Source organism: Pseudomonas tehranensis (assembly GCF_014268615.1).
Lineage (GTDB): Bacteria > Pseudomonadota > Gammaproteobacteria > Pseudomonadales > Pseudomonadaceae > Aquipseudomonas > Aquipseudomonas tehranensis.
This window is the reverse complement of record NZ_JABWQV010000067.1, coordinates 1-22,747: the sequence shown is the minus strand read 5'-3', so window position 1 is coordinate 22,747 and position 22,747 is coordinate 1. Positions and strand designations below refer to the sequence as shown.

Sequence of the window (22,747 nt, the reverse complement as noted above, 5' to 3'; positions counted from 1 at the left end):
GCCCAACGGGGATAAATCCCCTCGCCACAAGGGTGACGGTCTTTAAATTGTCAGGGGCCCTGAGAAAGGTCATTTCAGCTCATTCTGGTCCGCCAACCCCCTCTCATCCGTGCGTTTGAGCCCCTGCGACCAAACGCTGTCACAGAACCGTCACCCCCCACCCCTAGCGTGCCCTCCCAGTTGCCGGGCCGTTGCCTGGCGGATTTTCGGATTCCTGGGGGAGACCACCATGCATCACCGCACCAGCACTGCCGGGCTCGTCGGTTTTACGTTCACCGCGTTGGCGATGGCCATTGCCAGTGAGCGGTTGAGCGCTGCCGAGCAGACGGCCACCGAACATGTCGAAGTGGTCGGCCAGGCAGCCAGCATCGATCAGGCCCTGAAGGAGCAGCGCAGCGCCGACAGCATCAAGAGCGTGGTGCATGCCGACGGCGTGGCGCAGTTGCCGGATGAAAACGTCGCCGAAGCCGTGCAGCGCTTGCCGGGCATCAGCGTCGAACGTGATCAGGGCGAAGGGCGCTTTGTCAGCGTGCGGGGCCTGGGGCCAGACCTCAACAGCGTGACCATCAACGGCACGCTGGTGCCGGCGCCGGAAAGCGAGCGCCGGGCCGTTGCCCTGGACGTGCTGCCTTCGGAGTTGGTGCAGTCGCTGTCGGTGATCAAGACCCTGACGCCGGACATGGACGCCAACTCCCTGGGCGGCACGGTTGACGTGAAAAGCCTCTCGGCTTTCGACCACAAGGGCTTGTTCTACACCGGCAGCAGCGAAGCCAGCTACGACAAGAATACCGGGCAGACGAGTCCGAAATTCTCTGGGGCGATCAGCGACCGTTTCAGCCTGGGCGACGGCATCGATAACTTCGGCGTTGCCGCGGCGCTGAGCTGGCAGAAGCGCGACTTTGGCTCGGACAACGTTGAAACCGGCGGCGCCTGGGATTTCGAGCAAGGCTCACGGCTGGAAGAATTTGAACAACGCGACTATGACATCCGTCGCGAGCGCGCCGGTGGCGGGCTGAACTTCGACTACAAGCCGGATGATGTGAGCAGCTACTACCTGCGCACGCTTTACAGCCGTTACAAGGACAGCGAAACCCGCAATGCCGCCAGCCTGGCTTTCGAGGACCCGCAAGCGGCCGGTGAACTGGGTGCCGCAGAAGGCGAGCGCAAGGTCAAACAGCGCGAAGAAACCCAGGAGATCCAGTCCTACGTACTGGGCGGGGAACGCATGTTCGGTCTCTGGACCCTCAGCGGCCAGGGCGGCTACAGCAAGTCCAGCGAGGACAGCCCCGGCCACATTGCCGGTGCCACATTCGAAGGCATCGACAGCTTTGAGGGGGGCTTCTACGGCAACGACAAGCCGCGGCCGATCATTGGTTCGGGGTTCTACGATCCCGCCAACTTCAGCCTGGACAAGGTGGATTGGGAACAGCAGAACACCACTGACACCGAGAAAAACCTGCGCTTGGACCTGGCCAGAGACTATGACGTCAGTGGCTACGCCTCCCAGGTCAAATTCGGCGGCAAAGTAAGCCGCCGCGACAAGGACAACGACCTCGACGCCTGGGTCTATGAGGATTTCGACGACCTGGGGTTCACCGACGAGCAGTTGAACCTCGGCCAGTTCCAGAAGGGCAACGTGGATTACCGCCTCGGCCAGTACGGTCCAGGCATCAGCGCCGGGGCCATCGAACAATTGTTGGGTGGTCTGGACCGCGACGCCTTCTTTGATGAGGAGGAATCGCGGGTCAATGACTTCCAGATGAGCGAAGACATCAACGCCGCTTACCTGATGAACACCGTGGACATCGACGATTGGCGCTTGATCGCCGGCATGCGTTACGAGGGCACGGAGTTCGAAGCCAAAGGCAGCGGCGTTACCGATGGCGTGTTCACTGACACCCAGACCCGACGTAAATATCACCACTGGCTGCCGGGCCTGCACGCGCGTTATCAGTTGGACAAGAACACCCAGGTGCGCGCGGCCTGGACCAAATCCGTGGTGCGTCCGACCTTCGGGCAACTGGCCCCGGGTTTTGTCATTGACGATGACGAGGCGACCTTCGGCAACCCGGACCTCAAGCCCCTGGAGTCGAGCAACCTGGACCTGGGCATTGAACATTTCATGGGCCGGGCCGGCACTGTTTCGGCTTTTGTGTTCTACAAGGACATCAAGAACTTCGTCTACAACACCGATCTGGCCGGCACGGGCGCCTGGGCCGACTTCTCCGAGGCCCACAGCTTCGAAAACGGCGACAGCGCCAAGCTCTATGGCCTGGAACTGGCCTACTCACAAAAATTCGACTGGCTGCCAGCCCCCTGGAATGGATTGCTGCTAGGGGCCAACACCACCTTCAGTCGTTCGGACGCCGAGATCGAAGGGTTCGATCAGGCCAGCGGTACACAGCGCAAGCGCAGCATCGACCTGCCGAACCAATCGGACACCGTGGGTAACCTGATGCTCGGCTGGGAAAACGACAAGCTGAGCCTGCGCCTGTCGGCCAATTACAAATCGGCCTACCTGTATGAACTGGCGTCCATCAGCGACCGCGACCATGACCTGCACGTTGACGCCCAGACCTTTGTCGACTTCAGCGCCCGCTACTCCCTGACCAAGAACCTGCAACTGAGCCTGGAAGCCCAGAATCTCACCGACGAGTCGTATTTCGTCTACACCGGCCACCGCTCTTACAACGGCCAATACGAGGAATACGGCCCGACCTACAAGCTGGGACTGACGTTCACCCATTTCTAGATCGCGACGCCGATCACTTGTTGCGAGGGGATTTATCCCCGCCGGGGCGCGATGCGCCCCCCCTTTCAATGACAAGGATTTTTCCGTTGAACACAGCTTTGTTTTTTCCCAAACAGTACCTGCTGGCAATGCTCATCAGTCTGGCAACCGTTCCAGCCCTGGCGGCTTCCCCAACCTTGAAGCTGCAACCCTGGCCGCAGACCCAGGAGCGCTCGATCAATGTCCTGGCATTTGTGCCCGGCCATTCGACGACCCAGCGACTGGCCAGTGCCAGTGAAGGCTTGTTGCTGCTCGATGCCCAAGGCCGCGAACTGTCACGCCTGGAGGGCTCTTTCGAAGGTCTCGACAGCCGGGCCCTCGGGGCGAACGTGCTGGTCGCCAGCCTCGACAGCACTCGTCAGCAAGCACTGTTGGTCAGCCTCGATCCGGATAAACGCCAGTGGGGGACGCCGCTGTACCTGCCGGCACGAGATTTTCCGGTGAACGGGCTGTGCCTGTACCGCGATGAAGCGAGCAACCTGTTTGTGTTTCTGGTGGGTGAAGAAGGCAAGGGCGAACAATGGCTGGTGGGTAACGGCGAGCAGCTGAGCGCCAGCGCACAGCGCGTACGCGGCCTGCCACTGCCGCCCGATGCCCAGGCCTGCCAGGTGCAGGACAGCGCCAATCAACTGTTTGTCAACGAGGAACAGGTGGGCTGGTGGGCCTACCCGGCATCCTCCGAGGCCGACGCGGTGCGTGTACCCGTGGCGATGCGCACACCGTTCGGTGACATCCAGCAGGCCGCTGGGGACCTGGCGGCGTTACCAGGCGGGTTGCTGGGCCTGGACCCCGGGGCGGCGAAACTGCATCTGTACCAGCAAGAAAGCCAGGGTTGGACCTCTAAGGCCAGTTTGACGCTGCCGGGCCTGAACGAGCCGGAAAGCCTCGCGGTACGTTCGACGAATACCGGCCTGGAGATGCTGTTGCGCGACGATGACACCGGACGCTTGTACCAGGGCCAAATCAATTGGCAACCCACGCCTGTTTCCCTGCCGCCCGTGCTGCCCACGGTGGCGGCCATTGCCCAGAGCGAACCGGTAGCACGCCAGGGCGACGCGGCGGATGATCCAGCGATCTGGGTTCACCCCACGACACCTGCCTTGAGCCGGGTGCTGGGCACCAACAAGAAGCAAGGCCTACTGGCGTATGACCTGCAAGGCAAGCTGCTGCAGGAGCTGGCGGTGGGCCGCCTCAACAACGTCGATGTGCGCGGCAACTTCAGACTGGGCAGGCAAACCGTCGATCTGGCCGTCGCCAGCAACCGCGACCGCAACAGCCTCAGCCTGTTCCGCATTGACCGTGCCAGCGGTGAGTTGAGCGAGGCCGGCGAGATTGCCACGCCGCTCAAGGAGATCTACGGCATCTGCCTATTCCAGCCGGGTGAAGGCGAACTGTATGCCTTTGCCAATGGCAAGGACGGGCGTTATTTGCAGTACCGCCTCAGCGCCCCGGACGGTGTGGTGAAAGGGGAGTTGGTGCGCCAGTTCAGCGTCGACAGCCAGCCTGAAGGTTGCGTCGCCGATGACCGACGCCAGCGTCTGTTTCTCGGCGAAGAAGACGTCGGTGTCTGGGCGGTGGATGCCCGGGCCGACCGGCCGGCGACATTGAACAACGTGATCAAGGTCGGACCTCAGTTGCATGCCGACGTTGAGGGCATCGCCCTGTACCAAGGCGCCGGCCACGATTACCTGGTGATCTCAAGCCAGGGCAACGACAGCTATGTACTACTTGATGCCGAACCGCCTTATGCCATGCGCGGTGCGTTGCGCGTCGGCCTGAACGGCGCTGCGGGTATCGACGGCGCCTCGGAAACCGATGGCCTGGAAGTGACTTCGGCCAACCTGGGCGGGCCCTGGAGCGACGGCATGCTGGTGGTCCAGGACGGCCGCAAACGGATGCCCGAGCAAACCCAGAACTTCAAATTCGTGCCCTGGAGCGAAGTCGCCAAAGCCTTGCGTCTGCCTTGAGCGGCGCTGTCATCAACCGGTCATGAACATTTCATCGAATAGCAGCCAGACAGGAGTTCTACCCATGCAAGCCACTCTGGAACATATGACAATCTGGGGCCTGATCAGCGATGCGAGTCTTCTGGTCAAGGCCGTCATGCTCACCCTGCTGCTGGCCTCGCTGTTGAGCTGGTACCTGATCATCCAGCGCAGCACCGTGTTGCGCCGCAACGAGCGCCAGTTCAACGGTTTCATGCAGCGTTTTCGCAGCACCAGCGATTTGCCAGCGCTGTTGCGCGAGACCGCCCAGGTGCGCGAGGAAGAGGGCGGCGTGGAGCCGATCTTTCACGCCGGCTTCCAGGCTTTCACCCAGCTCAACGTACCCTCCGGCAGCCCACAGGTGGTGCTTGAAGGGGTGGAGCGTTCGCTGCAAGTGGCAATCAGCGAGCAGGAGGTCCAGTTGGAGAAAGGCTTGCAGTTTCTCGCCACGGTCGGTTCGGTCAGCCCTTACATCGGTTTGTTCGGCACGGTCTGGGGGATCATGAACGCCTTCCTGGGTTTGTCCCAAGTGCAGCAGGCCAGCCTCTCCACTGTGGCGCCGGGCATCGCCGAGGCCTTGATTGCCACCGCCATCGGCCTGTTCGCGGCGATTCCCGCTGTGATCGCCTACAACCGGTTTTCCGCTCGCGGCCAGACCTTGTTGACGCGTTACTACGCGTTCGGCAATGAGTTGCAGGCCCGCCTGCACCGCAAGCTGCACGGCGCCCCGGTGAACCTGGCCGCGGCCGCTTGAGAGGAGAGGGCAGATGCTAGTCAAACCACAACGCAAGCACGGGCCCAAGGCCGAAATGAACGTGGTGCCTTACATCGATGTGATGCTGGTGCTGCTGGTGATCTTCATGGTCACGGCACCCATGTTGACCCAAGGCGTGAAAATCGAGCTGCCCAAGGTCGCCAGCCAGGCATTGGCCAACGATAGCCGCCAACAGATCCTGACCCTGTCTGTGAAGGCCGAGGGCGGTTATTACTGGAACCTGGGTGCCGAACTGGACACTCAAAGCCAGACCGACAGCGCCGTGGACCTGGATCAGATGCGCGCCAAGGTGGCCCAGGTTGTCGCCGAGCGCAGCGACACTCAGGTGTATATCCGTGCCGACGACCACGCCGACTACGGTCGTGTCGTGGCCGCCATGGCCGCTTTGCAGCAGGGCGGGGTGAGCAACCTTGGGCTGGTGACCGAGGCACCCCGATGACGGCGATGATCATGCACAGTCCATCCTTGGGTTTACCCACGGTGTCCGGCAGTGGTTTTTGGAGGAACAGCCTGGCGGCAGGACTCGCCGTGGCCTTGCACGCGGTGGTCGCGGCATTGCTGGTGCTGGGCTGGACCGTAGAGAAACCCGCCGTCGAAGCGCCGCAGGTGCTGCGCACGCAACTGGTGATGTTGCCACCGCTGCCGGTGCCTGAAGCGCCTGCGCCGACCGCCGTGGCGGAGGTCGCCCCAGAACCGGTCGAAGCCGCGCCGGCTCCGGTGCAAGCGCCACGCCCGCCACCGAGCAAACCTGTGGTCGATCCAAGGCTTCAAGCACAGAAACTGGAGCAGGCAACCCTGGCGCGCAAACGTGTCGAGGAGCAAAAGCGCGAGCAGCAGGCCCTGCAACAGGCCGAACGACAGCGCGAGCGTCAGGAGAACCAGCGACGCCAGCAGGAAGCCGAGCAACAGGCCGCCGAACGACAGCGCCAAGCGGCTCAACAGGCCCAGGCGCTCGCCCGGCAACGCCAAGCCGAACAGGCGCGCCTGGCCGCCGCCGACAGTCGCCACTATCAACCCCTGAGCAAAGAGGCTCCGGATTATCCGCAACGGGCTTTGGACAAAGGGTTGGAAGGCGATTGCACGGTGGAGTACAGCGTTAAGCCGGACGGGCGAATCGACAACCCCAAGGTGCTGGACGGCTGCCACCCGTTGTTCATCCGACCCTCGCTGACTGCGGCCCAGACCTTCCGTTATCAGCCGCGGATCGTCGACGGCCAGGCCGTGACGGTGCCGGCGGTGCGCAATACCTTTCACTACCGTATCGAATAGAGCCCGAGCCGATGGCGGCCCGACGCACCAGGACTAAACCGCGCCAGCGGCCTGACGGTGCTGGCGCAACAGTTCGATCTGTCGTGATGGGACCTGCGCGCGATTGCTTAATGCGGCGCGCGAGGGATCGTCTTGAGCAGGTCTTCCGGGCTGATATGCCCGACGACCGGCTGTGCGGTGCTGCCCGGCAGCGGCAGGTCGAGGATGTGCCCCTTGATCTTGCCGACCACATGCATCTCGCAGGGTTTGCAGTCGAACTTCAGCGTCAGCACCTCGTCACCATGGATCAACTGCATCGGCGCAACCTTGGTGCGCACGCCGGTGACGCCCTTGGCCTGCTTGGGACAGAGGTTGAACGAGAAACGCAGACAGTGCTTGGTGATCATCACCGGTACTTCACCGGTTTCTTCGTGGGCTTCGAACGCCGCATCGATCAGTTTCACCCCGTGGCGATGATAAAAATCCCGGGCCTTCTGGTTGTAGACGTTGGCCAGGAACGACAGGTGCGACTCCGGGTACACCGGCGGTGGAGTGGTCTCGGCCTTGCGGCCACCGCGGGGGTGAGCGGCGATACGGGCGGCAGTCAACGCTTCGATGACTTCACGACGCAACGCCTTGAGCTGCGAGTTGGGAATGAAATACGCCTGGGGCGCATCCAGCTCGATGGCGGTGGCGTGGTACTCGGTGGTGCCCAGTTGGCCGAGCAGGTCGTGCAGTTGCTCCAGCGCCTGTTCCGGCTTGTTCGCCAGGCCGAATGGCCCGTCCAGGCTAACGCTGGCGCTGACGCCTTCCTCGCTGGTGGCAGTCAGCTCCAGGCGCTCTTCGCGCAGGCGTGCATTCCAGGCCAGGCCCACGCGACGCTCTGAGGAGGTCTTGAGCAGGGCTTGCTGCCAGTTGTGATCCAGGTTGCGGCTCAGTGGGTGGTTGGGGCGCAACTGGTGCAGGCCGCCGGGCATCTCGTTGGGCTCGACCCGGTAGCGGTAACGCTTCTGGCCGTCCTCTTCGAATTCGCCCTTGGGCTCGGCAATATTGGCCCGAAAACCCACCACTTCACGCTTGACCAGCACGTTGAGGCCATCGCCGTTGGACAGCGGATCAAAAGTCACGACTTGCAGGTCGCGCTTGCCGACTTTCTCTACCACTCCCACCGGCACGCCGGTAAAGGTCGGGGAATCGAAGGCGCCGATGTCGATCTTGCGCTCGCTGACGAAGTAGTCGGTGCTGCCGCGGTGGAAGGTCTTGTCCGGGTCGGGCACGAAGAAATGCGCGGTGCGGCCGCTGGAAGCGCGGGCCAGGTCCGGACGGTCTTCGAGGACATCGTCCAGGCGTTGGCGGTAGTAGGCGGTGATGTTTTTCACATAGCCCATGTCCTTGTAGCGTCCTTCGATCTTGAACGAACGCACGCCGGCTTCCACCAGGGCGCGGATGTTGGCGCTCTGGTTGTTGTCCTTCATCGACAGCAGGTGTTTCTCGTAGGCAACCACCCGACCCTGGTCGTCCTTGAGGGTGTAGGGCAGGCGACAGGCCTGGGAGCAATCGCCACGGTTGGCGCTGCGGCCGTTCTGGGCGTGGGAGATGTTGCACTGGCCGGAAAACGCCACGCACAGCGCGCCGTGGATAAAGAACTCGATGGCCGCGTCGGTTTCGTCGGCGATGGCGCGGATTTCCTGCAGGTTCAACTCCCGTGCCAGGACCAGTTGGGAGAAGCCGGCCTGATCAAGAAACTTTGCCCGTGCCAGGGTGCGGATGTCGGTCTGGGTGCTGGCGTGCAGCTCGATCGGCGGGATGTCCAGCTCCATCACCCCTAAATCCTGGACGATCAACGCATCGACACCCGCATCGTACAACTGGTGGATCAACTGGCGGGCCGGCTCCAGTTCGTTGTCATGCAGGATGGTGTTGATCGTGGTGAATACCCGGGCATGGTAGCGATGGGCAAACTCCACCAGCCGGGCGATATCACTGACCTCGTTACAGGCGTTGTGACGCGCGCCGAAACTCGGGCCGCCGATGTACACGGCGTCAGCGCCATGCAGGATGGCCTCGCGAGCGATGGTCACGTCGCGGGCAGGGCTGAGCAATTCCAGATGATGTTTGGGCAAGGACATGTTTTTTTATCAGGCTGGTCACGGTCGAAGCGCGCATTGTAGCCGCCAGGCGCCCGGCAGGCACCTGTGGACTTGGATTTGCGCGATATGACCGATATGCGGCTTTCGCCTCGTGGGTTCACCCCGGCGAAGCATCAGGGCTGCACCAGCGGTTTCTCCCGGTGTTTTTTGCCAGATACAAGAAGGCATCAGCGGCCTTGATCAGCATGGCCGGGGTCACGTCCTCGGTGCTCGGCCGGCAGGTGGTGATGCCCGCGCTGGCGGTGACCAGGCCCAACGGATGGTCGAGGTGTTCGATGTGCAGCGCCCTGATGGACTCCAGGATCTCTTGTGCGATCTTGGCGGCTCCCGCGCTGTGGGTGTCGGGTAGCAATATGGTGAATTCTTCACCCCCGTAGCGCACCGCCAGGTCACCGGGTCGTTTGATCGTTTGTTGGATCGCTCCGGCGATCGCGCGCAGACAGTCGTCCCCGGCAGCATGCCCGTATTTGTCGTTGTAGCGTTTGAAGTAATCGACATCAAGCATGATCAAGGCCAAAGAGGCGTTCTGACGCCTGGCCCGGCGAATCTCATCGGCCAATGCAATGTCCAGCCGCCTGCGGTTGCCCAAGCCGGTCAGGCTGTCGGTCAGTGCCATGTCCCGCATGGTTTGGTGGGCGCTGCGAATCTGTTTCTCCATGGTCATCCTGTAGCGCAACTGGCTCAACACGATCAGCCCGAAGCCGACGAGTATCACGATCAGGAATATCAGTACGAAGCCGGTCTTGAGCAGATCGTGACGCCAGGGGGCGATGATCGATTCGCGAGACAATCCGGCCTCGACCACCAGCGGATAAGTGGTCAAGGCTCGGTAGCCATAAATGCGTTCAGTGCCGTCGACGACGGCCCTGGCCTCGGCGACGCCCTGATTGGAGTTGGGCAAGTGGTCACGGAAGATCACGCTATTGACCAGGCTCTTGCCGACCACCGAGGCGACGAAGGGCCGCCGGACCAGAATCGTGCCATTTCGCAGGGCCAGGACCAGGGCTCCCTTGTCGTCGATCTTGAAGTCGCCGTAGTAGTCCACGAAATAGCTGACCTTGACCGTTCCCAGCAACACCCCGGCGAACGAGCCGTCAGGATTGTTCAAGCGGCGGGAGATGGGGATGATCAGGTCATTGGTGGATCGGCTCCTGATCACTTCGCCGATCCGCACGCTTCGGTCCTCGTGGGTGCGGTGATACTGGAAGTAGTCGCGGTCGGCATTGTTTGCCGAGTCTGGCGTTGTTTGCTTGTCTGTCACTATCCACTGCCCGTCGGGGCCGTAGATAAACAAACCGTGCAACTGCGGCATGATGGCCGACTGTTGCACCAGCAGTTTATGGATGCGCGGGATGTCGATGTTCTGCAGGCCATCGCCTTCCACTCGCTCGCTGAGTGCGGCGGTCACCACGTCCACTTGCCGGATGGTGTCTTCGGCGTGCTGGGCGGTCGCCCGCGCCAGGTTCGTCACCGAATCGCGGGCTGAGGCAAAAGCAGAGCGATAGTCACGCCATGTTCTCCAGCCTTCAACGGCCAGGAACACGATCACCACCACCAGCATGAAAGTGATGGTGAGCCGCAAGGCAGCTCCGGCCCGCGCTACCTGAGGGGGAAAGGATTCGTCAGCACTTTCTTTCTTTAGCTGCGGCCGTTCACGTCCGAGCATTAACATTTCCTTCTACAGCAACGCGACTGCGAATTATTAGGACGCAGGCTACCTTATCCGATAACAGCACGTTAGCTGAAGGATTCGAGGCAGGCACAAATCGCGAAGGCAGGGTGGATACCAAGGGCCATAACCCGCAGATCCTCTCAAAAAAGCTGTACAAATCATATTTCATGTACAACTATTGAGCGACCTTCGGTAATCCAGTGATGTTTTTCAATGGCCAGGTCGTTTGCGCTCAAGAAAAGCCTGAACCGGTTCATGGCCTGCGTTTTGGTGCTTTACGCCAGCCAGGCTCTCTGCGACTGGCGCACGGTATTGCCTGACGCCCGTCTGGTGGGGCAAGCCGATTATTCTTGGTACGGGTTCGATCTCTACCAGGCCAGGTTATGGAGTGCTGCTTCGCAACCCAGCCTGGAAACGCCGCTGGCACTCGAGCTCAATTACCGCCGCACGATCAGCAAGCAAACACTGGTGCAAGCGAGCATCGAGGAGATGCTCCGAATCGCGGGTAAATCCCTGGACCCCGGACGGCTCGACAGTTGGACCGATGACATGCGGCGGTCCTTCGTCGACGTCAGGCCAGGCAGTCAAATCACCGGGCTTTACCTGCCCGGCAAGGGTTGCCGCTTCTATGTCGACGGGCGCTTGACCCATGAAGTCGCCGACCCAGCGTTCGCTCGAAACTTCTTCGCCATCTGGCTCGATCCCCGCACTCGGCATCCGGAGTTGCGGCAACAGCTGATGGGGCTCAACAACACGCGCGCGGGAGGAAAAACACCATGACTCGTTTGATGGTTGTGTGGCTTTTAATGATGAGTTTGACCAGCTGCGGCAACGTCAATGTCGATCGTTATGCCGACCAGCAACCGCAGCTGGATCTGGTGCGCTTCTTCAGTCAGCCAATCAAGGCCTGGGGCATCTATCAAAAACGTTCGGGCGAAGTCATCAAGCGCTTCGAGGTCGAGATACTCAGTCACCGCGAAGGTGAACGGCTGATACTCGATGAGCGCTTTCTCTACAGTGATGGCAGCCGACAACGGCGCGTATGGACGCTGACCCCCGATGGCCCGGGGCTCTGGCGCGGTCGCGCCGACGATGTGATCGGCGAGGCGCGGGGTGAGGTGGCTGGCAATGCGCTGCGCTGGCGCTATCGATTGAACCTGCCAGTAGACGGATCGACTTACGAAGTGTCTTTTGACGACTGGATGTATTTGATGGACGAAGACACGCTGATCAACCGTTCGAGCATGAGTAAATTCGGCGTCGAGTTGGGGCAGGTCACGCTGTTTTTCCGTCGTCAGGGCGGGGGCACGCCATGAACCTGCAAACCCTGATCGAGCTGGCCATCGAAGGCCGGGTACACGAGCTGGAGTTGTGGTCGCTGGAGGGCGGTATCTACGTGTTGCGTGCGCGACTGGACCGCGGGTTTCGTACGTTGCTCGACGACTCGGGAAGAACATTGCACTTGCGATCCACCACCCATTTGCGTGAGTTGCTGCGTGACGCGCCGCGGTTACCCTGCATGTTGGTACAGCATGTCGTTCACGACGAAATGTGTGGCCAGCGCGAGGGGCCGATAGAGCCTTTGCGCGTGCCACTTTTTCTGGATGAACCTTGGTAATGATGTTCGCCTGGTGCGGGTTCTGACCTCAGTGGGGATCAGCCAGGCGCAACGCCAACGGCAGCCATAGTGCCCACAAGGGCGCCAGAATCAGAGCGGTTCCCACGATGCCAAGCGGCAGCGCAACGCCGGCCAAGGGTGCTCCTGCGCAATAGGCCAATGGACCGCCGATCATGCCCAACAATGCACCACGCCACATCGGCCGCACGGCCCAGGCCAGGCTGTGCCGCAAGCTTGTGGCAAACACCAGCCAGAGCAGCACCAGCCAGAGAGGCAGGGCGCTCTGGCCGAATCCGAACAGGCCCAGCACACCGAGGCTCCAGTCCAGCAACATGCCGCACAGCCCCACGCGCATCACCGCCCGCAGCTCGGCCCGGGGCTGTGGGCAGAAACTCAGGTGAGCCAGCAACCCCGCTGCCACAGCCAGGAGCCACCAGGCATTCTGCGCACCCAGCACACATCCCCACCAGCCCAATTGGACCCAAAGTGCGTTGACGATCAGGCTTGCGCGACTCATCAAGCCTCCCGCCGCTCCAGCAAGGAGGCCTGACGCGCCCCGGGAGCGGCAAAGAGCAGTTGCGCGACGCCGATGGCACGCTCCTGGAATCCACCTTCGCAGTAACACAGGTAGAACTCCCACAGGCGTTGGAAGGTTTCGTCGTAACCCAGTTCCAGCAGCGCTTGGCGTGATTGGCGCAAGTTCTCGTGCCAGTGCTTAAGCGTGCGGGCGTAGTGCGCGCCGAAGTCTTCCAGATGCAGCAGGTTGAGCGGTGTTTGACGGCTGGCGGTGTTGAGCAGGACGGACAACGATGGCAACGCGCCGCCGGGAAAAATATGCCGCTGGATAAAGTCCACCGAGCGTCGTGCCTGCTCATACCGCTGGTCGCGAATGGTGATGGCTTGCAGCAACATCAGGCCGTCATCCTTGAGCAGTGCGGCGCAGCGCCGGAAGTACTCGGGCAAATAGCGATGACCGACCGCTTCGATCATTTCGATCGAGACCAACTTGTCGTAGTGCCCCTCCAGGTCGCGATAGTCCTTGCACAGCACTTCAATGCGCTGCTGCAGGCCCAGCGCCTCGACGCGCTGGCAGGTGTGGGCATACTGTTCGCGCGATAACGTTGTGGTGGTCACCTTGCAGCCGTATTGGCTGGCCGCGTAAATCGCCAGGCTGCCCCAGCCGGTGCCGATCTCCAGCAGGTGGTCGCCGGGCCGCAGGTCGAGCTTGCGACAGATGCGTTCGAGCTTGTTGAGCTGGGCGTCTTCCAGGCTTTGTTCGGGGCTTTCGAACAGGGCGGCCGAGTACATCATGGTGGGGTCGAGCAAGCGCTCGAACAAGTCATTGCCCAAGTCGTAATGGGCAATGATGTTGCGCCGTGAGCCGCGCCGGCTGTTACGGTTGAGCCAGTGCAGCCAACGCAGCAGCGGGCGACCGAGGCGAGCCAGGCCGCTGTCCATTGCATCGAGCACGTCCAGGTTGGCGACGAACACGCGGGTCACCGCCGTCAGGTCGTTGCTGCGCCAGTACCCCTGGATATAAGCCTCACCGGCGCCGATCGAGCCGTTACTGGCGAGCATGCCCCAGACGGCGTCATCCAGAATTTCGACTTCGGCCTGCAGAACACTGGCCGGATCGCCGAAGCTCAACGATTCCCCCTCAAGCAGCAGGCGCAAGTGGCCTTGACGCAGGTGTCGTAATTGGCCGAGGACGACTTGCTTGAAGACGCCGCCGTTGAACAGGCGAAAGCTGCCGGCCTTAGTAACGCTCAGGGTGGGTTCGGGCATGGTCGGGGTCCTTGTGGGCGGTTTCGCCGACGCTCAGGCCGTTTTGGCAGGCCTGATGGTCGTGCAGGGGGGTACGTTTGAAGAGCAGGCGCAGGGCCTGCCAGTAAATGGCGCTCAAGGTGCGCAGGCTCATCCACGGGAAGGCCAGAAAGTGACGACGTACGGCTGCGGCATCGAGAGGCTGGCGCTTGAGCGCGAGGTCGGCCTCGAACACCTTGCTGCCATCGCGCCAGTTCTCCATGTGCACGCGGATATGTGAATCCGCCACCAGGAAACGCATGCGGTAGTCCATGTCCCGGGGCAGGAACGGCGACACATGGAACGCCTTGGCCACCCGGAACGCATGAGGCGCGCCGGGGCTTACCGGCAACACATAGTGGTAGCGTTCGCGCCATGGGGTATTGCGCACTTCACAGAGAATGGCCGCCAGCTGCCCATCGGTTTCGTGGCAGAAATAGAAACTCACCGGATTGAAGGACAGGCCCCAGCTGCGCGGTTGGGTCAACAGCTGAATGGCGCCCTGGGGCGCGGTGCCCAGGGCTTGGGCCAGTAGTTCGCGCACCGCCTCGACCAAGGGAACACCCAGACGTGTGCGAGCGGGCAGGTAATCGCGCTCGCGCCAGCACAGCGGTGCCAAGGGCCAAGCCCGCAGCAGGCGTGACAGGCCCAGCACCTGGCTTTGTTCGGCGAGGTCCAGATAAAGCATGCCGATGGGGTATCGGAAGCCATGGGCGCGGGGTGAGTAGCGGCGATGGTCGATCCAGCCGCGGCACAGGCTGCTGTTCAAAGGTATTCTCCGAAATGCCCGGCCACATCCAGCGCACTGACCACGCCGTCTTCGTGGAAACCATTGGCCCAATAGGCGCCGCAGAAGTAGCTGTGCTGACGCCCTTGCAGATCACCCTGGCGAGCCTGGGCGGCGACGCCGGCGAGGCTGTATTGCGGATGCGCATAATCGAAGCGGGCAAGCACCTTGGCCGGATCCACCACGTCACTCTGATTGAGGCTCACGCAGAAGGTCACTGGGGCGTCCAGGCCCTGGAGGATGTTCATGTTGTAGGTCAGTGCGGCAGGCGCTCGCATTGAACCGCCCAGTCGGTAGTTCCAACTCGCCCAGGCCTGGCGTCGCTGCGGCAAGAGACGAGTGTCGGTATGCAGCAGCACTTCATTGCTGGCGTAGTCCAGAGCACCGAGCACCTCACGTTCCGCTTTGCTTGGCGTTTCAAGCAGTGCCAGGGCCTGGTCGCTGTGGCAGGCAAATACCACTTTGTCGAAACGCTCAAGACCGGCTGCGCTGAGGATGTCCACCCCTGTAGCGTCGCGGCTCACTCGCTGCACCGGGCAGTCGAGCCGGATGTGCTGGCGAAAGTGCGCGCACAATGGGTCGATGTAACCCCGGGAGCCGCCCTCGATCACCCGCCATTGTGGCCGTCGGTTGACCGATAGCAGGCCGTGGTTATGGCAGAAGCGCACGAAGAACTGCAGCGGAAACTCGAGCATTCGGGCGGGCGACATCGACCAGATCGCCGACCCCATGGGCACGATGTAATGGTCGATGAAACGTTGGCCATAATTGTGGACATGCAGGTAATCGCCGAGCCGGGTGGTGCTGTCGATGCGTTGCGCCTTCAAGTCGGCCGTGGCCTGCCGGTTGAACCTGAGGATGTCCTGCAGCATGCCCCAGAAGCTCGGCGACAGCAGGTTGCGCCGTCGGGCGAAAAGGCTGCGCAGGGTATGCCCCTTGTACTCTTGGCCAGTGGCTGGATCATGTACCGAAAAGCTCATTTCAGTGGGGCGGGAAGGCACACCCAACTGGTCGAGCAAACGGATGAAGTTCGGGTAGGTCCAGTCGTTGTAGACGATGAAACCGGTGTCTATCCCATAACGCTGGCCTTGCCATTGCACGTCCACGGTGTGGGTGTGGCCGCCGATCCGGTCGTCGGCTTCGAACAAGGTGATCTGGTGCTGGCGAGCCAACAGGTACGCGCATGTCAGCCCCGATATGCCGCTGCCGATGATTGCGATGCGCATGTTTCAAGACTCCTGGGAAGAACGTGCCAGGCGCCGGCCAAGGGCCAGGCGCCAACGGGCGGGCAAGCGTCCGAGCAGGCGCAGGACGAAGGTGAAGGACCAGGGGAACGCGATGTCCAGCGGTCGCGCCGGCAGGCGTTGGGCGATATGCCGCGCCGCGCGTTGTGCCGACCAGCGCATGGGCATCGGGAAGTCGTTGCGGCGGGTCAGCGGTGTGTCGACAAAGCCCGGGCTTATCAAGGTGACATCGATACCCTCGGCCGCCAGGTCGATGCGCAGCGATTCGAACAGATAGCGCAGCGCCGCCTTGGACGCGCCATAAGCGCCGGCACGCGGCAAGGCCAACCAGGTCACCGCGCTGCACACCCCCACCAGATGCGGACGTTGGCCTCGACGCAGCAAGGGCAGGGCCGCTTCCAGGCAGTGGCTGGTGCCCAGCAGGTTGGTGGTCAATACCCGTTCGACCAGACGCGTGTCGAAGCGTCCCGGCTCCAGGTATTCGCAGGTTCCGGCATTGAGTATCACCAGGTCCAACGCCCCCCATTGAGCGTCGATGGCCTGGCAGATATCGGCCACTTGCGCCGGATCGGTCAGGTCACCCGGCAGCACCAGGACCTGATCCCCATAGCGAGTCGCTAACGCCTCAAGAGGCGCAACCTGGCGCGCACTCAGCGCCAGACGGTGGCCTTGCTCTAGAAGCTCCGAGGCCAAGGCCGCACCGATACCGCTGCTGGCGCCGGTCAACCAGATGCGACTCATGCCAGCCTCCGCTTGAGCCAGCCGATCACCGATCCGAACAGGGGCAGGTGCTCGTAGAGCAGGGCGCCAGCGTCGAAGAAATCCTGATGCAGGTAGACCCGTTCGTTCCAGCGTAAATAGCTGCAGCCTTGTAGGGAGATGAGTGCACCGCCGGCCAGACGTGGGTGGCTGTAATGCAACGTCCAGCGTAGATAGCCCGCGCCGGGGCCGACCTCATCAAAGCCATGAAAGTCGTAGCGCACCTGATCGACGTTGGCATACATCTGCGCGAAGTAGTCGCGCAGGGCAGGCAGGCCTTCGATCCGATGCAAGGGGTCCTGGAACTGTATGTCGGCGCTGTAGAGCGCATCGAGCTCGTCCAGGTGACTGGCGTCCAGCTCGGCGAAGGCGCGGGCAAAACGCTGGAGGTAGGCAGACATGTCAGGCTCCGAATTATTGTACAGGTAGTAATTCCTGTACAAGTTTTCGCAGCCTACTGCACGAGTTGTACGTTTAAAAGTGTTTTGTATAGGTATTTGTAAGTTTGTATAGATTTTCCGCTGAAGAGAGCCCGGTGATGACCGGGCTCAGTTGTTTCAGTGAAACGACTGAATGTCAGCCCAGTGCGTTGCAGAAACCACGAATCGACTCGCAGGCTCGGCGCAAAGAAGCATCGTCCAGTGCGTAGGCCATACAGCAGTTTTTTCCTTTCCAGCAACGATAAAAACCCTCGTTTCGCAAATCCCCACCTGCCAACACAATCGCTTCGACACCTCCTGTCGATCGTCGCATACGCAGAACAAGAAAAAATCCAAACCCGAGGCGGCGCCATGCCGGCCTGAACCATCCCACTGCCGGAAGTGCACAGACATGCCCGTTGAGACAATACACATAGACACGCTTGTTATAGGCGCCGGCCAGGCCGGCGTGGCCATGAGTGAACATTTGAGCCGCCATGGAGTGCCTCATCTTGTGGTGGAGCGCAACCGTATTGCCGAGGCCTGGCGCACTGCACGTTGGGATTCGCTGGTGGCCAACGGCCCGGCCTGGCATGACCGCTTTCCGGGTCTGCAATTCCAGGGGCTCGACCCCGATGCCTTCGCCACCAAGGATCAAGTGGCCGATTACTTCGAAGCCTATGCCAGTACATTCAACGCGCCGATCCGTACCGGTGTGGAGGTCAGGAAGGTCGAGCGTAATATCGGCCGTCCAGGCTTCAGCATTGAAACCAGCGAGGGCCCGATTGAGGCCATCCACGTGGTGGTCGCCACCGGGCCCTTCCAACGGCCCGTGATTCCGCCTATCGCTGCGAATATGGCGCACGTCACCCAGATGCACTCCGCCCAATACCGCAATCCCCGGCAGCTCGCTGACGGCGCGGTGTTGGTGGTGGGGGCGGGTTCGTCCGGGGTGCAGATTGCCGATGAATTGCGGCGCGCCGGCAAGCAGGTCTACCTTTCGGTGGGCGCCCATGATCGCCCGCCACGGGCCTATCGCAACCGGGATTTTTGCTGGTGGCTGGGGGTGCTCGGCGAGTGGGATGCGGAGGCCGTCCAGCCGGGCAAGGAACACGTGACCATCGCCGTGAGCGGTGCCCGTGGGGGCCATACGGTGGACTTTCGCAGGCTGGCCCATGAGGGCATCACCCTGGTGGGCCTGACGAAGTCGTTCAACGGTAGCGTCGTGACGTTTGAGCCCAACCTTGCCGAAAATATCGCTCGTGGCGATGACAACTACCTGGCGCTGCTGGATGCCGCCGATGCCTACATTGCCCGCAACGGCCTGGACCTGCCGCCGGAACCTGAAGCCCGCCATCTGTTGCCTGACCCGCACTGCCTGACCCATCCGATCCTGGAACTGGATCTGGTGGGCGCTGGGGTGACCACTGTGATCTGGGCCACCGGCTACTCGGTGGATTACAGCTGGCTGAAGGTCGACGCGCTTGACGCCAACGGCAAGCCGCGGCACCAGCGGGGTGTTTCCAGCGAACCGGGTGTGTATTTCGTGGGCCTGCCATGGCTGTCACGGCGCGGTTCGGCGTTCATCTGGGGCGTGTGGCACGACGCCCGGCATATCGCTGACCACATCGTGAAACAGCATACCTACCTCAACTACCGAGACGCTTCGCAGCGCCAGAGCGAGGACGCTCAACCCCCGGCGCTCGATAGCGATTCGAACAGTTCGAAAACCAGCCTCATGGGAGTCCGTTGATGCCTACCCACACTCGCATTCGCATGTTCAACACCAAAGACACCTATCCCAACCAGACGCAGGACAACGACTTATGCCAGGCCGTGCGGGCCGGCAACACCGTCTACGTGCGCGGCCAGGTCGGCACTGACTTCAACGGCCAGTTGGTGGGCCTGGGCGATCCCCGCGCTCAGGCCGAACAGGCTATGCGCAACGTCAAGCAATTGCTGGAAGAGGCCGGCAGCGACCTGAGCCATATCGTCAAGACCACCACTTACCTGATCGACCCGCGCTATCGCGAGCCGGTGTATCAGGAGGTGGGCAAATGGCTCAAAGGGGTGTTCCCGATTTCCACAGGACTGGTGGTCAGCGCCCTCGGCCAACCGCAATGGCTGATGGAAATCGACGTGATCGCGGTGATCCCCGAATAAGGAGAGTGGAGCATGACTTTTTCCATTGTCGGGCGCTGCGCCGAGACGGGCCAGTTGGGCATCGCCATCAGTTCCTCAAGCATTGCCGTCGGCGCCCGTTGCCCCTGGTTGCGGGCCGGTGTTGGCGCGGTGTCGAGCCAGAACATCACGCTGCCTGCTCTTGGTCCGCAGATCCTCGACGAACTGGCCGGCGGCCTGGCCGCCCAAGAGGCTGTCGACCGCGCCCTGGCGCGCAATGGCTACAGCCAGTACCGCCAGGTGGCGGTGGTGGATGCCCACGGAGGCACGGCGATTTTCAGCGGCCGCCACGCATTGGGCAGCCATCACGCGCTGGCCGGTGAGCAATGCGTGGCGGCTGGCAATCTGTTGGCCAGTGTGGGCGTGATCGACGCCATGGTTGCAGCATTCGAACACAGCGAAGGTTGTCTTGCTGCGCGCCTGATGAGTGCTTTGCAGGCTGGGCAGAGCGCCGGTGGTGAAGCCGGAGCGGTGCACTCTGCGGCGCTGTCGGTGGTGGATGAACTCACCTGGCCGATCGTCGATTTGCGTGTCGACTGGGCCCAGGAAGATCCCATTGCTGAGCTGCAGAAACTGTGGCTGGCCTATCAGCCGCAACTACAGGACTACCTGACCCGCGCCCTCGATCCGACCCAGGCCCCCAGCTACGGAGTGCCGGGTGATGAGTGAGCTGCGCAGCCGCGCACTGCTCGCCCGTCTGGTGGGCTTTGCCACGGTCAGTCGCGAGTCGAACCTGGCGCTGATCGAGTTCGTACGTGGTTACCTCCACGATCTGGGCGTGAGTTGCGAGCTGATCTATAACCCCGAGCGGACCAAGGCCAACCTGTTGGCGAGCATCGGCCCAGCGGTGCCCGGTGGGGTTGTGCTGTCCGGTCATACCGATGTAGTGCCGGTGGACGGACAGCACTGGACGGTCGATCCGTTTTGCCTGAGCGAGGCCGGCGGCAAGCTGTACGGCCGGGGCACCGCCGACATGAAAGGTTATTTGGCTGCAGTGCTGGCGGCGGTGCCGATGTTCCTCGCCAACCCGCTTCGCCGGCCCGTGCATCTGGCGTTCTCCTATGACGAAGAGGTCGGTTGCCTGGGTGTGCGCAGCCTGCTGCAAGTGCTGGCGCAACGCATTCCCCAGCCTGCGTTGTGCCTGATTGGCGAGCCCACCCAACTCCAACCGGTGTTGGGCCACAAGGGCAAGTTGGCGATGCGTTGCCATGTCAAAGGGGCGGCCTGTCATTCGGCCTATGCGCCCTACGGGGTGAACGCCATCGAACAGGCAGCGCGCCTGATCGGTCGGTTGGGGGAGATCGGCGCGAATCTGGCCGAACCGGCTCTACACGATGGGCGCTTCGATCCGGCGTACTCAACGGTGCAGGTGGGCGTGATCCAGGGCGGCACCGCGTTGAACATCGTCCCGGGGGATTGCCGCTTCGATTTCGAAGTGCGCGCCTTACCGGATTTCGCCCCGCAGGTCGTCGTCGAGCAATTGCGCGATTACGCCGAGCAGGCGCTGCTGCCAGCGATGCGGGCCGTGCAAGGCGACACCGCGATCCGGTTTGAACCCCTGTCCGCCTACCCGGGCCTGGCAACCGCGCCGGACAGCGCCGCCGCACGTCTGGTTGCCGAGCTGTGCGGCAGTGATGCCTTCAGCACCGTGGCATTCGGCACCGAAGGCGGCCTGTTTGATCAGGCTGGAATCCCGACGGTGGTCTGCGGCCCCGGCAGCATGGATCAGGGGCACAAAGCCGATGAATACGTGAGTGTTGAACAGATGGCCGCCTGCGACCGATTGATGGATCGCCTGGCGAGCCATCTCAGCGAACCCAACGACTTCTTGAGACAAGGAATTTTCGGTGAACGATTTCAATGATTGGAAAACCCCGGCCGCGCAACTGCGCCTGAAGGATAACGCCCTGATTGACGGCCTGCCTCATGAGGCCGGCACCCTGGGCAGGATGATCATGGCCCCGGCGCTGGTAGCCAGCCATGCCGATATCAACGAACTGGTCGACAAGACCCGTATTGCTGTAGATCGCACCGCCCGCGCTTACGGTCGCCTCTGAGTCCCGTCGCCGGCTCGTGCGGGCGAGCCGGCCTTTCGAGGAACCGCTTCATGTCCAGATCCTTGCGTTGCAATATTGCGTGTGCCCTGGTGCTGTTGAGTGGCAGTGTCATGGCCGCGCCACAGAGCCTCACCGTGATCTCTTTTGGTGGCGCCACCAAGCAGGCCCAGGACAAGGCCTACTTCCAACCCTTCAACGCCAGCGGTGCAGGAAGCATCGTCGCCGGCGAATACAATGGCGAGTTATCGAAGATCAAGGCCATGGTCGCGGCCGGCCACACCAGTTGGGACGTGGTCGAAGTCGAAAGCCCCGAGCTGTTGCGCGGTTGTGAGGAGGGCCTGTTCGAAAGGCTCGATCTGAGCGCCTTGGGTGATCCGGCGAATTTTTTGCCGGGGACTCTCACCGAATGTGGTGTGGCCACTTATGTCTGGTCGATGGTCTTGGCCTATGACCAGAGCAAGTTGGCCAAGGCACCCAAGTCCTGGGCGGATTTCTGGAACGTCACCGAATACCCGGGCAAGCGCGGGTTGCGCAAGGGGGCCAAGTACACCCTGGAAATTGCCTTGCTGGCCGACGGGGTCCAGGCGCAGGAGTTGTACAAGGTGCTCAACACCCCCGAAGGCGTGTCGCGGGCATTCGCCAAGCTGGACCAGATCAAGTCGAACATCCAGTGGTGGGAGGCAGGTGCGCAACCGGCGCAGTGGTTAGTGGCGGGGGACGTGGCGATGAGCGCTGCCTACAACGGTCGCATCGCTTCAGCGCAGAAGGAGGGCATGAAGCTGAGTATCGTCTGGCCGCAAAGCCTGTATGACCCGGAATACTGGGCGGTGGTCAAGGGAACGCCGAACAAGGCCTTGGCCGAGCAATTCATTGCCTTTGCCAGCCAGCCGCAGGCGCAGAAAGTGTTCTCGGAAAACATCCCTTATGGACCGGTGCATCGCAAAACGCTGGCGTTGCTGCCTGGAGCAGTCCAGGAGCAGTTGCCTACCGCCGAGGCCAACCTGGCCGAAGCCCGGGCCGTGGATGCCGAGTTCTGGGTTGACCATGGCGAAGAACTGGAGCAGCGCTTCAACGCCTGGGCAGCTCGCTAGCCATCGAACCATTCTTGCGGCGAGCAGAGCCTTTTGTGGCGAGGGAGCCTGCTCCCGCTGGGCTGCGCAGCAGCCCCAACACTGGTTCTCGCGGTGTGCCAGGTTGATCCAGTCGGTTGGGTTTGGGGGCGCTTCGCCCCCCCAGCGGGAGCAAGCTCCCTCGCCAC

Annotated in this window: 21 protein-coding genes and 1 pseudogene; 14 read left to right on the top strand and 8 right to left on the bottom strand. The window is 62.1% G+C overall.

Translation table 11 applies throughout. From position 1 onward, the window contains the following. The first annotated feature begins 229 nt into the window (after positions 1 to 229). From HU811_RS12825 to HU811_RS12805, 5 genes are all read left to right on the top strand, one after another. The gene (locus tag HU811_RS12825) at positions 230 to 2,752 is read left to right on the top strand and encodes a TonB-dependent receptor (protein WP_186656212.1); all 2,523 of its coding nucleotides are present in this window, start codon (positions 230 to 232) and stop codon (positions 2,750 to 2,752) included. Positions 2,753 to 2,880: 128 nt separating this feature from the next. Further along, entirely contained in the window at positions 2,881 to 4,758 is a 1,878-nt protein-coding gene (locus HU811_RS12820) for a phytase (protein WP_186656214.1), read from the top strand. A 64-nt stretch (positions 4,759 to 4,822) separates the two neighbouring features. Then, a complete protein-coding gene (gene tolQ, locus HU811_RS12815) occupies positions 4,823 to 5,530 on the top strand; it encodes a protein TolQ (RefSeq protein ID WP_186656210.1) in 708 nt (235 codons plus the stop codon). A 13-nt stretch (positions 5,531 to 5,543) separates the two neighbouring features. Then, positions 5,544 to 5,990 carry a protein TolR gene (gene tolR / locus HU811_RS12810; protein ID WP_047226513.1) on the top strand — a complete coding sequence of 149 codons (447 nt, stop codon included), beginning with the start codon at positions 5,544 to 5,546 and terminating at the stop codon, positions 5,988 to 5,990. Then, positions 5,987 to 6,820, top strand: a complete 834-nt coding sequence (locus tag HU811_RS12805; RefSeq protein ID WP_186656208.1) for an energy transducer TonB — start codon at positions 5,987 to 5,989, stop codon at positions 6,818 to 6,820. The genes tolR and HU811_RS12805 overlap by 4 nt, the downstream gene beginning before the upstream one ends. A 107-nt stretch (positions 6,821 to 6,927) precedes the next feature. Here the strand turns inward: HU811_RS12805 and HU811_RS12800 are convergent, their stop codons facing one another. Further along, on the bottom strand, positions 6,928 to 8,928 hold the full coding sequence (locus HU811_RS12800) for a peptidase U32 family protein (RefSeq protein ID WP_092398004.1): 2,001 nt from the start codon (positions 8,926 to 8,928) through the stop codon (positions 6,928 to 6,930). A 118-nt stretch (positions 8,929 to 9,046) separates the two neighbouring features. Then, entirely contained in the window at positions 9,047 to 10,615 is a 1,569-nt protein-coding gene (locus HU811_RS12795; RefSeq protein ID WP_186656207.1) for a sensor domain-containing diguanylate cyclase, read from the bottom strand. 219 nt (positions 10,616 to 10,834) lie between these two features. Here HU811_RS12795 and HU811_RS12790 point away from each other — a divergent pair, with 219 nt between their 5' ends. From HU811_RS12790 to HU811_RS12780, 3 genes are read left to right on the top strand one after another with little or no spacing between them, the layout of a single operon-like run. After that, complete coding sequence (locus HU811_RS12790) at positions 10,835 to 11,401, top strand: chalcone isomerase family protein (RefSeq protein ID WP_092398008.1); 567 nt, start codon at positions 10,835 to 10,837, stop codon at positions 11,399 to 11,401. Continuing rightward, positions 11,398 to 11,937, top strand: a complete 540-nt coding sequence (locus HU811_RS12785; RefSeq protein WP_092453354.1) for a DUF3833 domain-containing protein — start codon at positions 11,398 to 11,400, stop codon at positions 11,935 to 11,937. Before HU811_RS12790 ends, HU811_RS12785 begins: the two co-directional genes overlap by 4 nt. Next, positions 11,934 to 12,239 carry a DUF6482 family protein gene (locus HU811_RS12780; RefSeq protein WP_047229154.1) on the top strand — a complete coding sequence of 102 codons (306 nt, stop codon included), beginning with the start codon at positions 11,934 to 11,936 and terminating at the stop codon, positions 12,237 to 12,239. Before HU811_RS12785 ends, HU811_RS12780 begins: the two co-directional genes overlap by 4 nt. A gap of 28 nt (positions 12,240 to 12,267) precedes the next feature. Here HU811_RS12780 and HU811_RS12775 read toward each other — a convergent pair whose 3' ends face one another. From HU811_RS12775 to HU811_RS12750, 6 genes are read right to left on the bottom strand one after another with little or no spacing between them, the layout of a single operon-like run. Further along, a complete protein-coding gene (locus tag HU811_RS12775) occupies positions 12,268 to 12,756 on the bottom strand; it encodes a DUF2878 domain-containing protein (RefSeq protein WP_186656205.1) in 489 nt (162 codons plus the stop codon). Beyond that, positions 12,756 to 14,024 carry an SAM-dependent methyltransferase gene (locus tag HU811_RS12770; protein ID WP_186656204.1) on the bottom strand — a complete coding sequence of 423 codons (1,269 nt, stop codon included), beginning with the start codon at positions 14,022 to 14,024 and terminating at the stop codon, positions 12,756 to 12,758. The genes HU811_RS12775 and HU811_RS12770 overlap by 1 nt, the downstream gene beginning before the upstream one ends. Continuing rightward, a complete protein-coding gene (locus HU811_RS12765; protein WP_186656203.1) occupies positions 13,996 to 14,811 on the bottom strand; it encodes a DUF1365 domain-containing protein in 816 nt (271 codons plus the stop codon). The genes HU811_RS12770 and HU811_RS12765 overlap by 29 nt, the downstream gene beginning before the upstream one ends. Then, on the bottom strand, positions 14,808 to 16,055 hold the full coding sequence (locus HU811_RS12760) for an NAD(P)/FAD-dependent oxidoreductase (RefSeq protein WP_186656202.1): 1,248 nt from the start codon (positions 16,053 to 16,055) through the stop codon (positions 14,808 to 14,810). Before HU811_RS12760 ends, HU811_RS12765 begins: the two co-directional genes overlap by 4 nt. A gap of 3 nt (positions 16,056 to 16,058) precedes the next feature. Continuing rightward, positions 16,059 to 16,814 (bottom strand): SDR family NAD(P)-dependent oxidoreductase, encoded by a 756-nt coding sequence (locus tag HU811_RS12755; protein ID WP_186656201.1) that lies wholly within the window; start codon positions 16,812 to 16,814, stop codon positions 16,059 to 16,061. Further along, on the bottom strand, positions 16,811 to 17,233 hold the full coding sequence (locus HU811_RS12750; protein ID WP_092398021.1) for a nuclear transport factor 2 family protein: 423 nt from the start codon (positions 17,231 to 17,233) through the stop codon (positions 16,811 to 16,813). Before HU811_RS12750 ends, HU811_RS12755 begins: the two co-directional genes overlap by 4 nt. Before the next feature lie 430 nt (positions 17,234 to 17,663). Between HU811_RS12750 and HU811_RS12745 the strand changes: the two genes are divergently transcribed. The 6 genes and pseudogenes from HU811_RS12745 (at position 17,664) to HU811_RS12720 (ending at position 22,580) form a co-directional block, all read left to right on the top strand. Continuing rightward, positions 17,664 to 19,004, top strand: a complete 1,341-nt coding sequence (locus tag HU811_RS12745; RefSeq protein WP_186656199.1) for a flavin-containing monooxygenase — start codon at positions 17,664 to 17,666, stop codon at positions 19,002 to 19,004. Continuing rightward, entirely contained in the window at positions 19,004 to 19,414 is a 411-nt protein-coding gene (locus HU811_RS12740) for a RidA family protein (RefSeq protein WP_186656197.1), read from the top strand. Before HU811_RS12745 ends, HU811_RS12740 begins: the two co-directional genes overlap by 1 nt. Positions 19,415 to 19,426: 12 nt before the next feature. Continuing rightward, entirely contained in the window at positions 19,427 to 20,101 is a 675-nt protein-coding gene (locus tag HU811_RS12735; protein ID WP_186656195.1) for a DUF1028 domain-containing protein, read from the top strand. After that, positions 20,094 to 21,296: an acetylornithine deacetylase gene (argE, locus tag HU811_RS12730; RefSeq protein ID WP_186656192.1), complete on the top strand. Its 1,203-nt coding sequence runs from the start codon at positions 20,094 to 20,096 to the stop codon at positions 21,294 to 21,296. The genes HU811_RS12735 and argE overlap by 8 nt, the downstream gene beginning before the upstream one ends. Positions 21,297 to 21,369: 73 nt before the next feature. Continuing rightward, a pseudogene (locus HU811_RS27445) lies at positions 21,370 to 21,489 on the top strand (hypothetical protein); the annotation flags it as partial. Between the two features lie 110 nt (positions 21,490 to 21,599). Next, entirely contained in the window at positions 21,600 to 22,580 is a 981-nt protein-coding gene (locus HU811_RS12720) for an ABC transporter substrate-binding protein (protein ID WP_225248428.1), read from the top strand. The last annotated feature ends 167 nt before the right edge of the window (positions 22,581 to 22,747 follow it).

Coding starts and splice junctions, on each gene's coding strand:
- HU811_RS12760 (WP_186656202.1), bottom strand. CDS start 16,055: ATGCGCATCGCAATCATCGGCAGCGGCATATCGGGGCTGACATGCGCG.
- HU811_RS12780 (WP_047229154.1), top strand. CDS start 11,934: ATGAACCTGCAAACCCTGATCGAGCTGGCCATCGAAGGCCGGGTACAC.
- HU811_RS12785 (WP_092453354.1), top strand. CDS start 11,398: ATGACTCGTTTGATGGTTGTGTGGCTTTTAATGATGAGTTTGACCAGC.
- HU811_RS12805 (WP_186656208.1), top strand. CDS start 5,987: ATGACGGCGATGATCATGCACAGTCCATCCTTGGGTTTACCCACGGTG.
- HU811_RS12790 (WP_092398008.1), top strand. CDS start 10,835: ATGGCCAGGTCGTTTGCGCTCAAGAAAAGCCTGAACCGGTTCATGGCC.
- HU811_RS12740 (WP_186656197.1), top strand. CDS start 19,004: ATGCCTACCCACACTCGCATTCGCATGTTCAACACCAAAGACACCTAT.
- tolR (WP_047226513.1), top strand. CDS start 5,544: ATGCTAGTCAAACCACAACGCAAGCACGGGCCCAAGGCCGAAATGAAC.
- HU811_RS12755 (WP_186656201.1), bottom strand. CDS start 16,814: ATGAGTCGCATCTGGTTGACCGGCGCCAGCAGCGGTATCGGTGCGGCC.
- tolQ (WP_186656210.1), top strand. CDS start 4,823: ATGCAAGCCACTCTGGAACATATGACAATCTGGGGCCTGATCAGCGAT.
- HU811_RS12820 (WP_186656214.1), top strand. CDS start 2,881: ATGCTCATCAGTCTGGCAACCGTTCCAGCCCTGGCGGCTTCCCCAACC.
- HU811_RS12750 (WP_092398021.1), bottom strand. CDS start 17,233: ATGTCTGCCTACCTCCAGCGTTTTGCCCGCGCCTTCGCCGAGCTGGAC.
- HU811_RS12720 (WP_225248428.1), top strand. CDS start 21,600: ATGGCCGCGCCACAGAGCCTCACCGTGATCTCTTTTGGTGGCGCCACC.
- HU811_RS12800 (WP_092398004.1), bottom strand. CDS start 8,928: ATGTCCTTGCCCAAACATCATCTGGAATTGCTCAGCCCTGCCCGCGAC.
- HU811_RS12795 (WP_186656207.1), bottom strand. CDS start 10,615: ATGCTCGGACGTGAACGGCCGCAGCTAAAGAAAGAAAGTGCTGACGAA.
- HU811_RS12775 (WP_186656205.1), bottom strand. CDS start 12,756: ATGAGTCGCGCAAGCCTGATCGTCAACGCACTTTGGGTCCAATTGGGC.
- argE (WP_186656192.1), top strand. CDS start 20,094: ATGAGTGAGCTGCGCAGCCGCGCACTGCTCGCCCGTCTGGTGGGCTTT.
- HU811_RS12745 (WP_186656199.1), top strand. CDS start 17,664: ATGCCCGTTGAGACAATACACATAGACACGCTTGTTATAGGCGCCGGC.
- HU811_RS12770 (WP_186656204.1), bottom strand. CDS start 14,024: ATGCCCGAACCCACCCTGAGCGTTACTAAGGCCGGCAGCTTTCGCCTG.
- HU811_RS12735 (WP_186656195.1), top strand. CDS start 19,427: ATGACTTTTTCCATTGTCGGGCGCTGCGCCGAGACGGGCCAGTTGGGC.
- HU811_RS12825 (WP_186656212.1), top strand. CDS start 230: ATGCATCACCGCACCAGCACTGCCGGGCTCGTCGGTTTTACGTTCACC.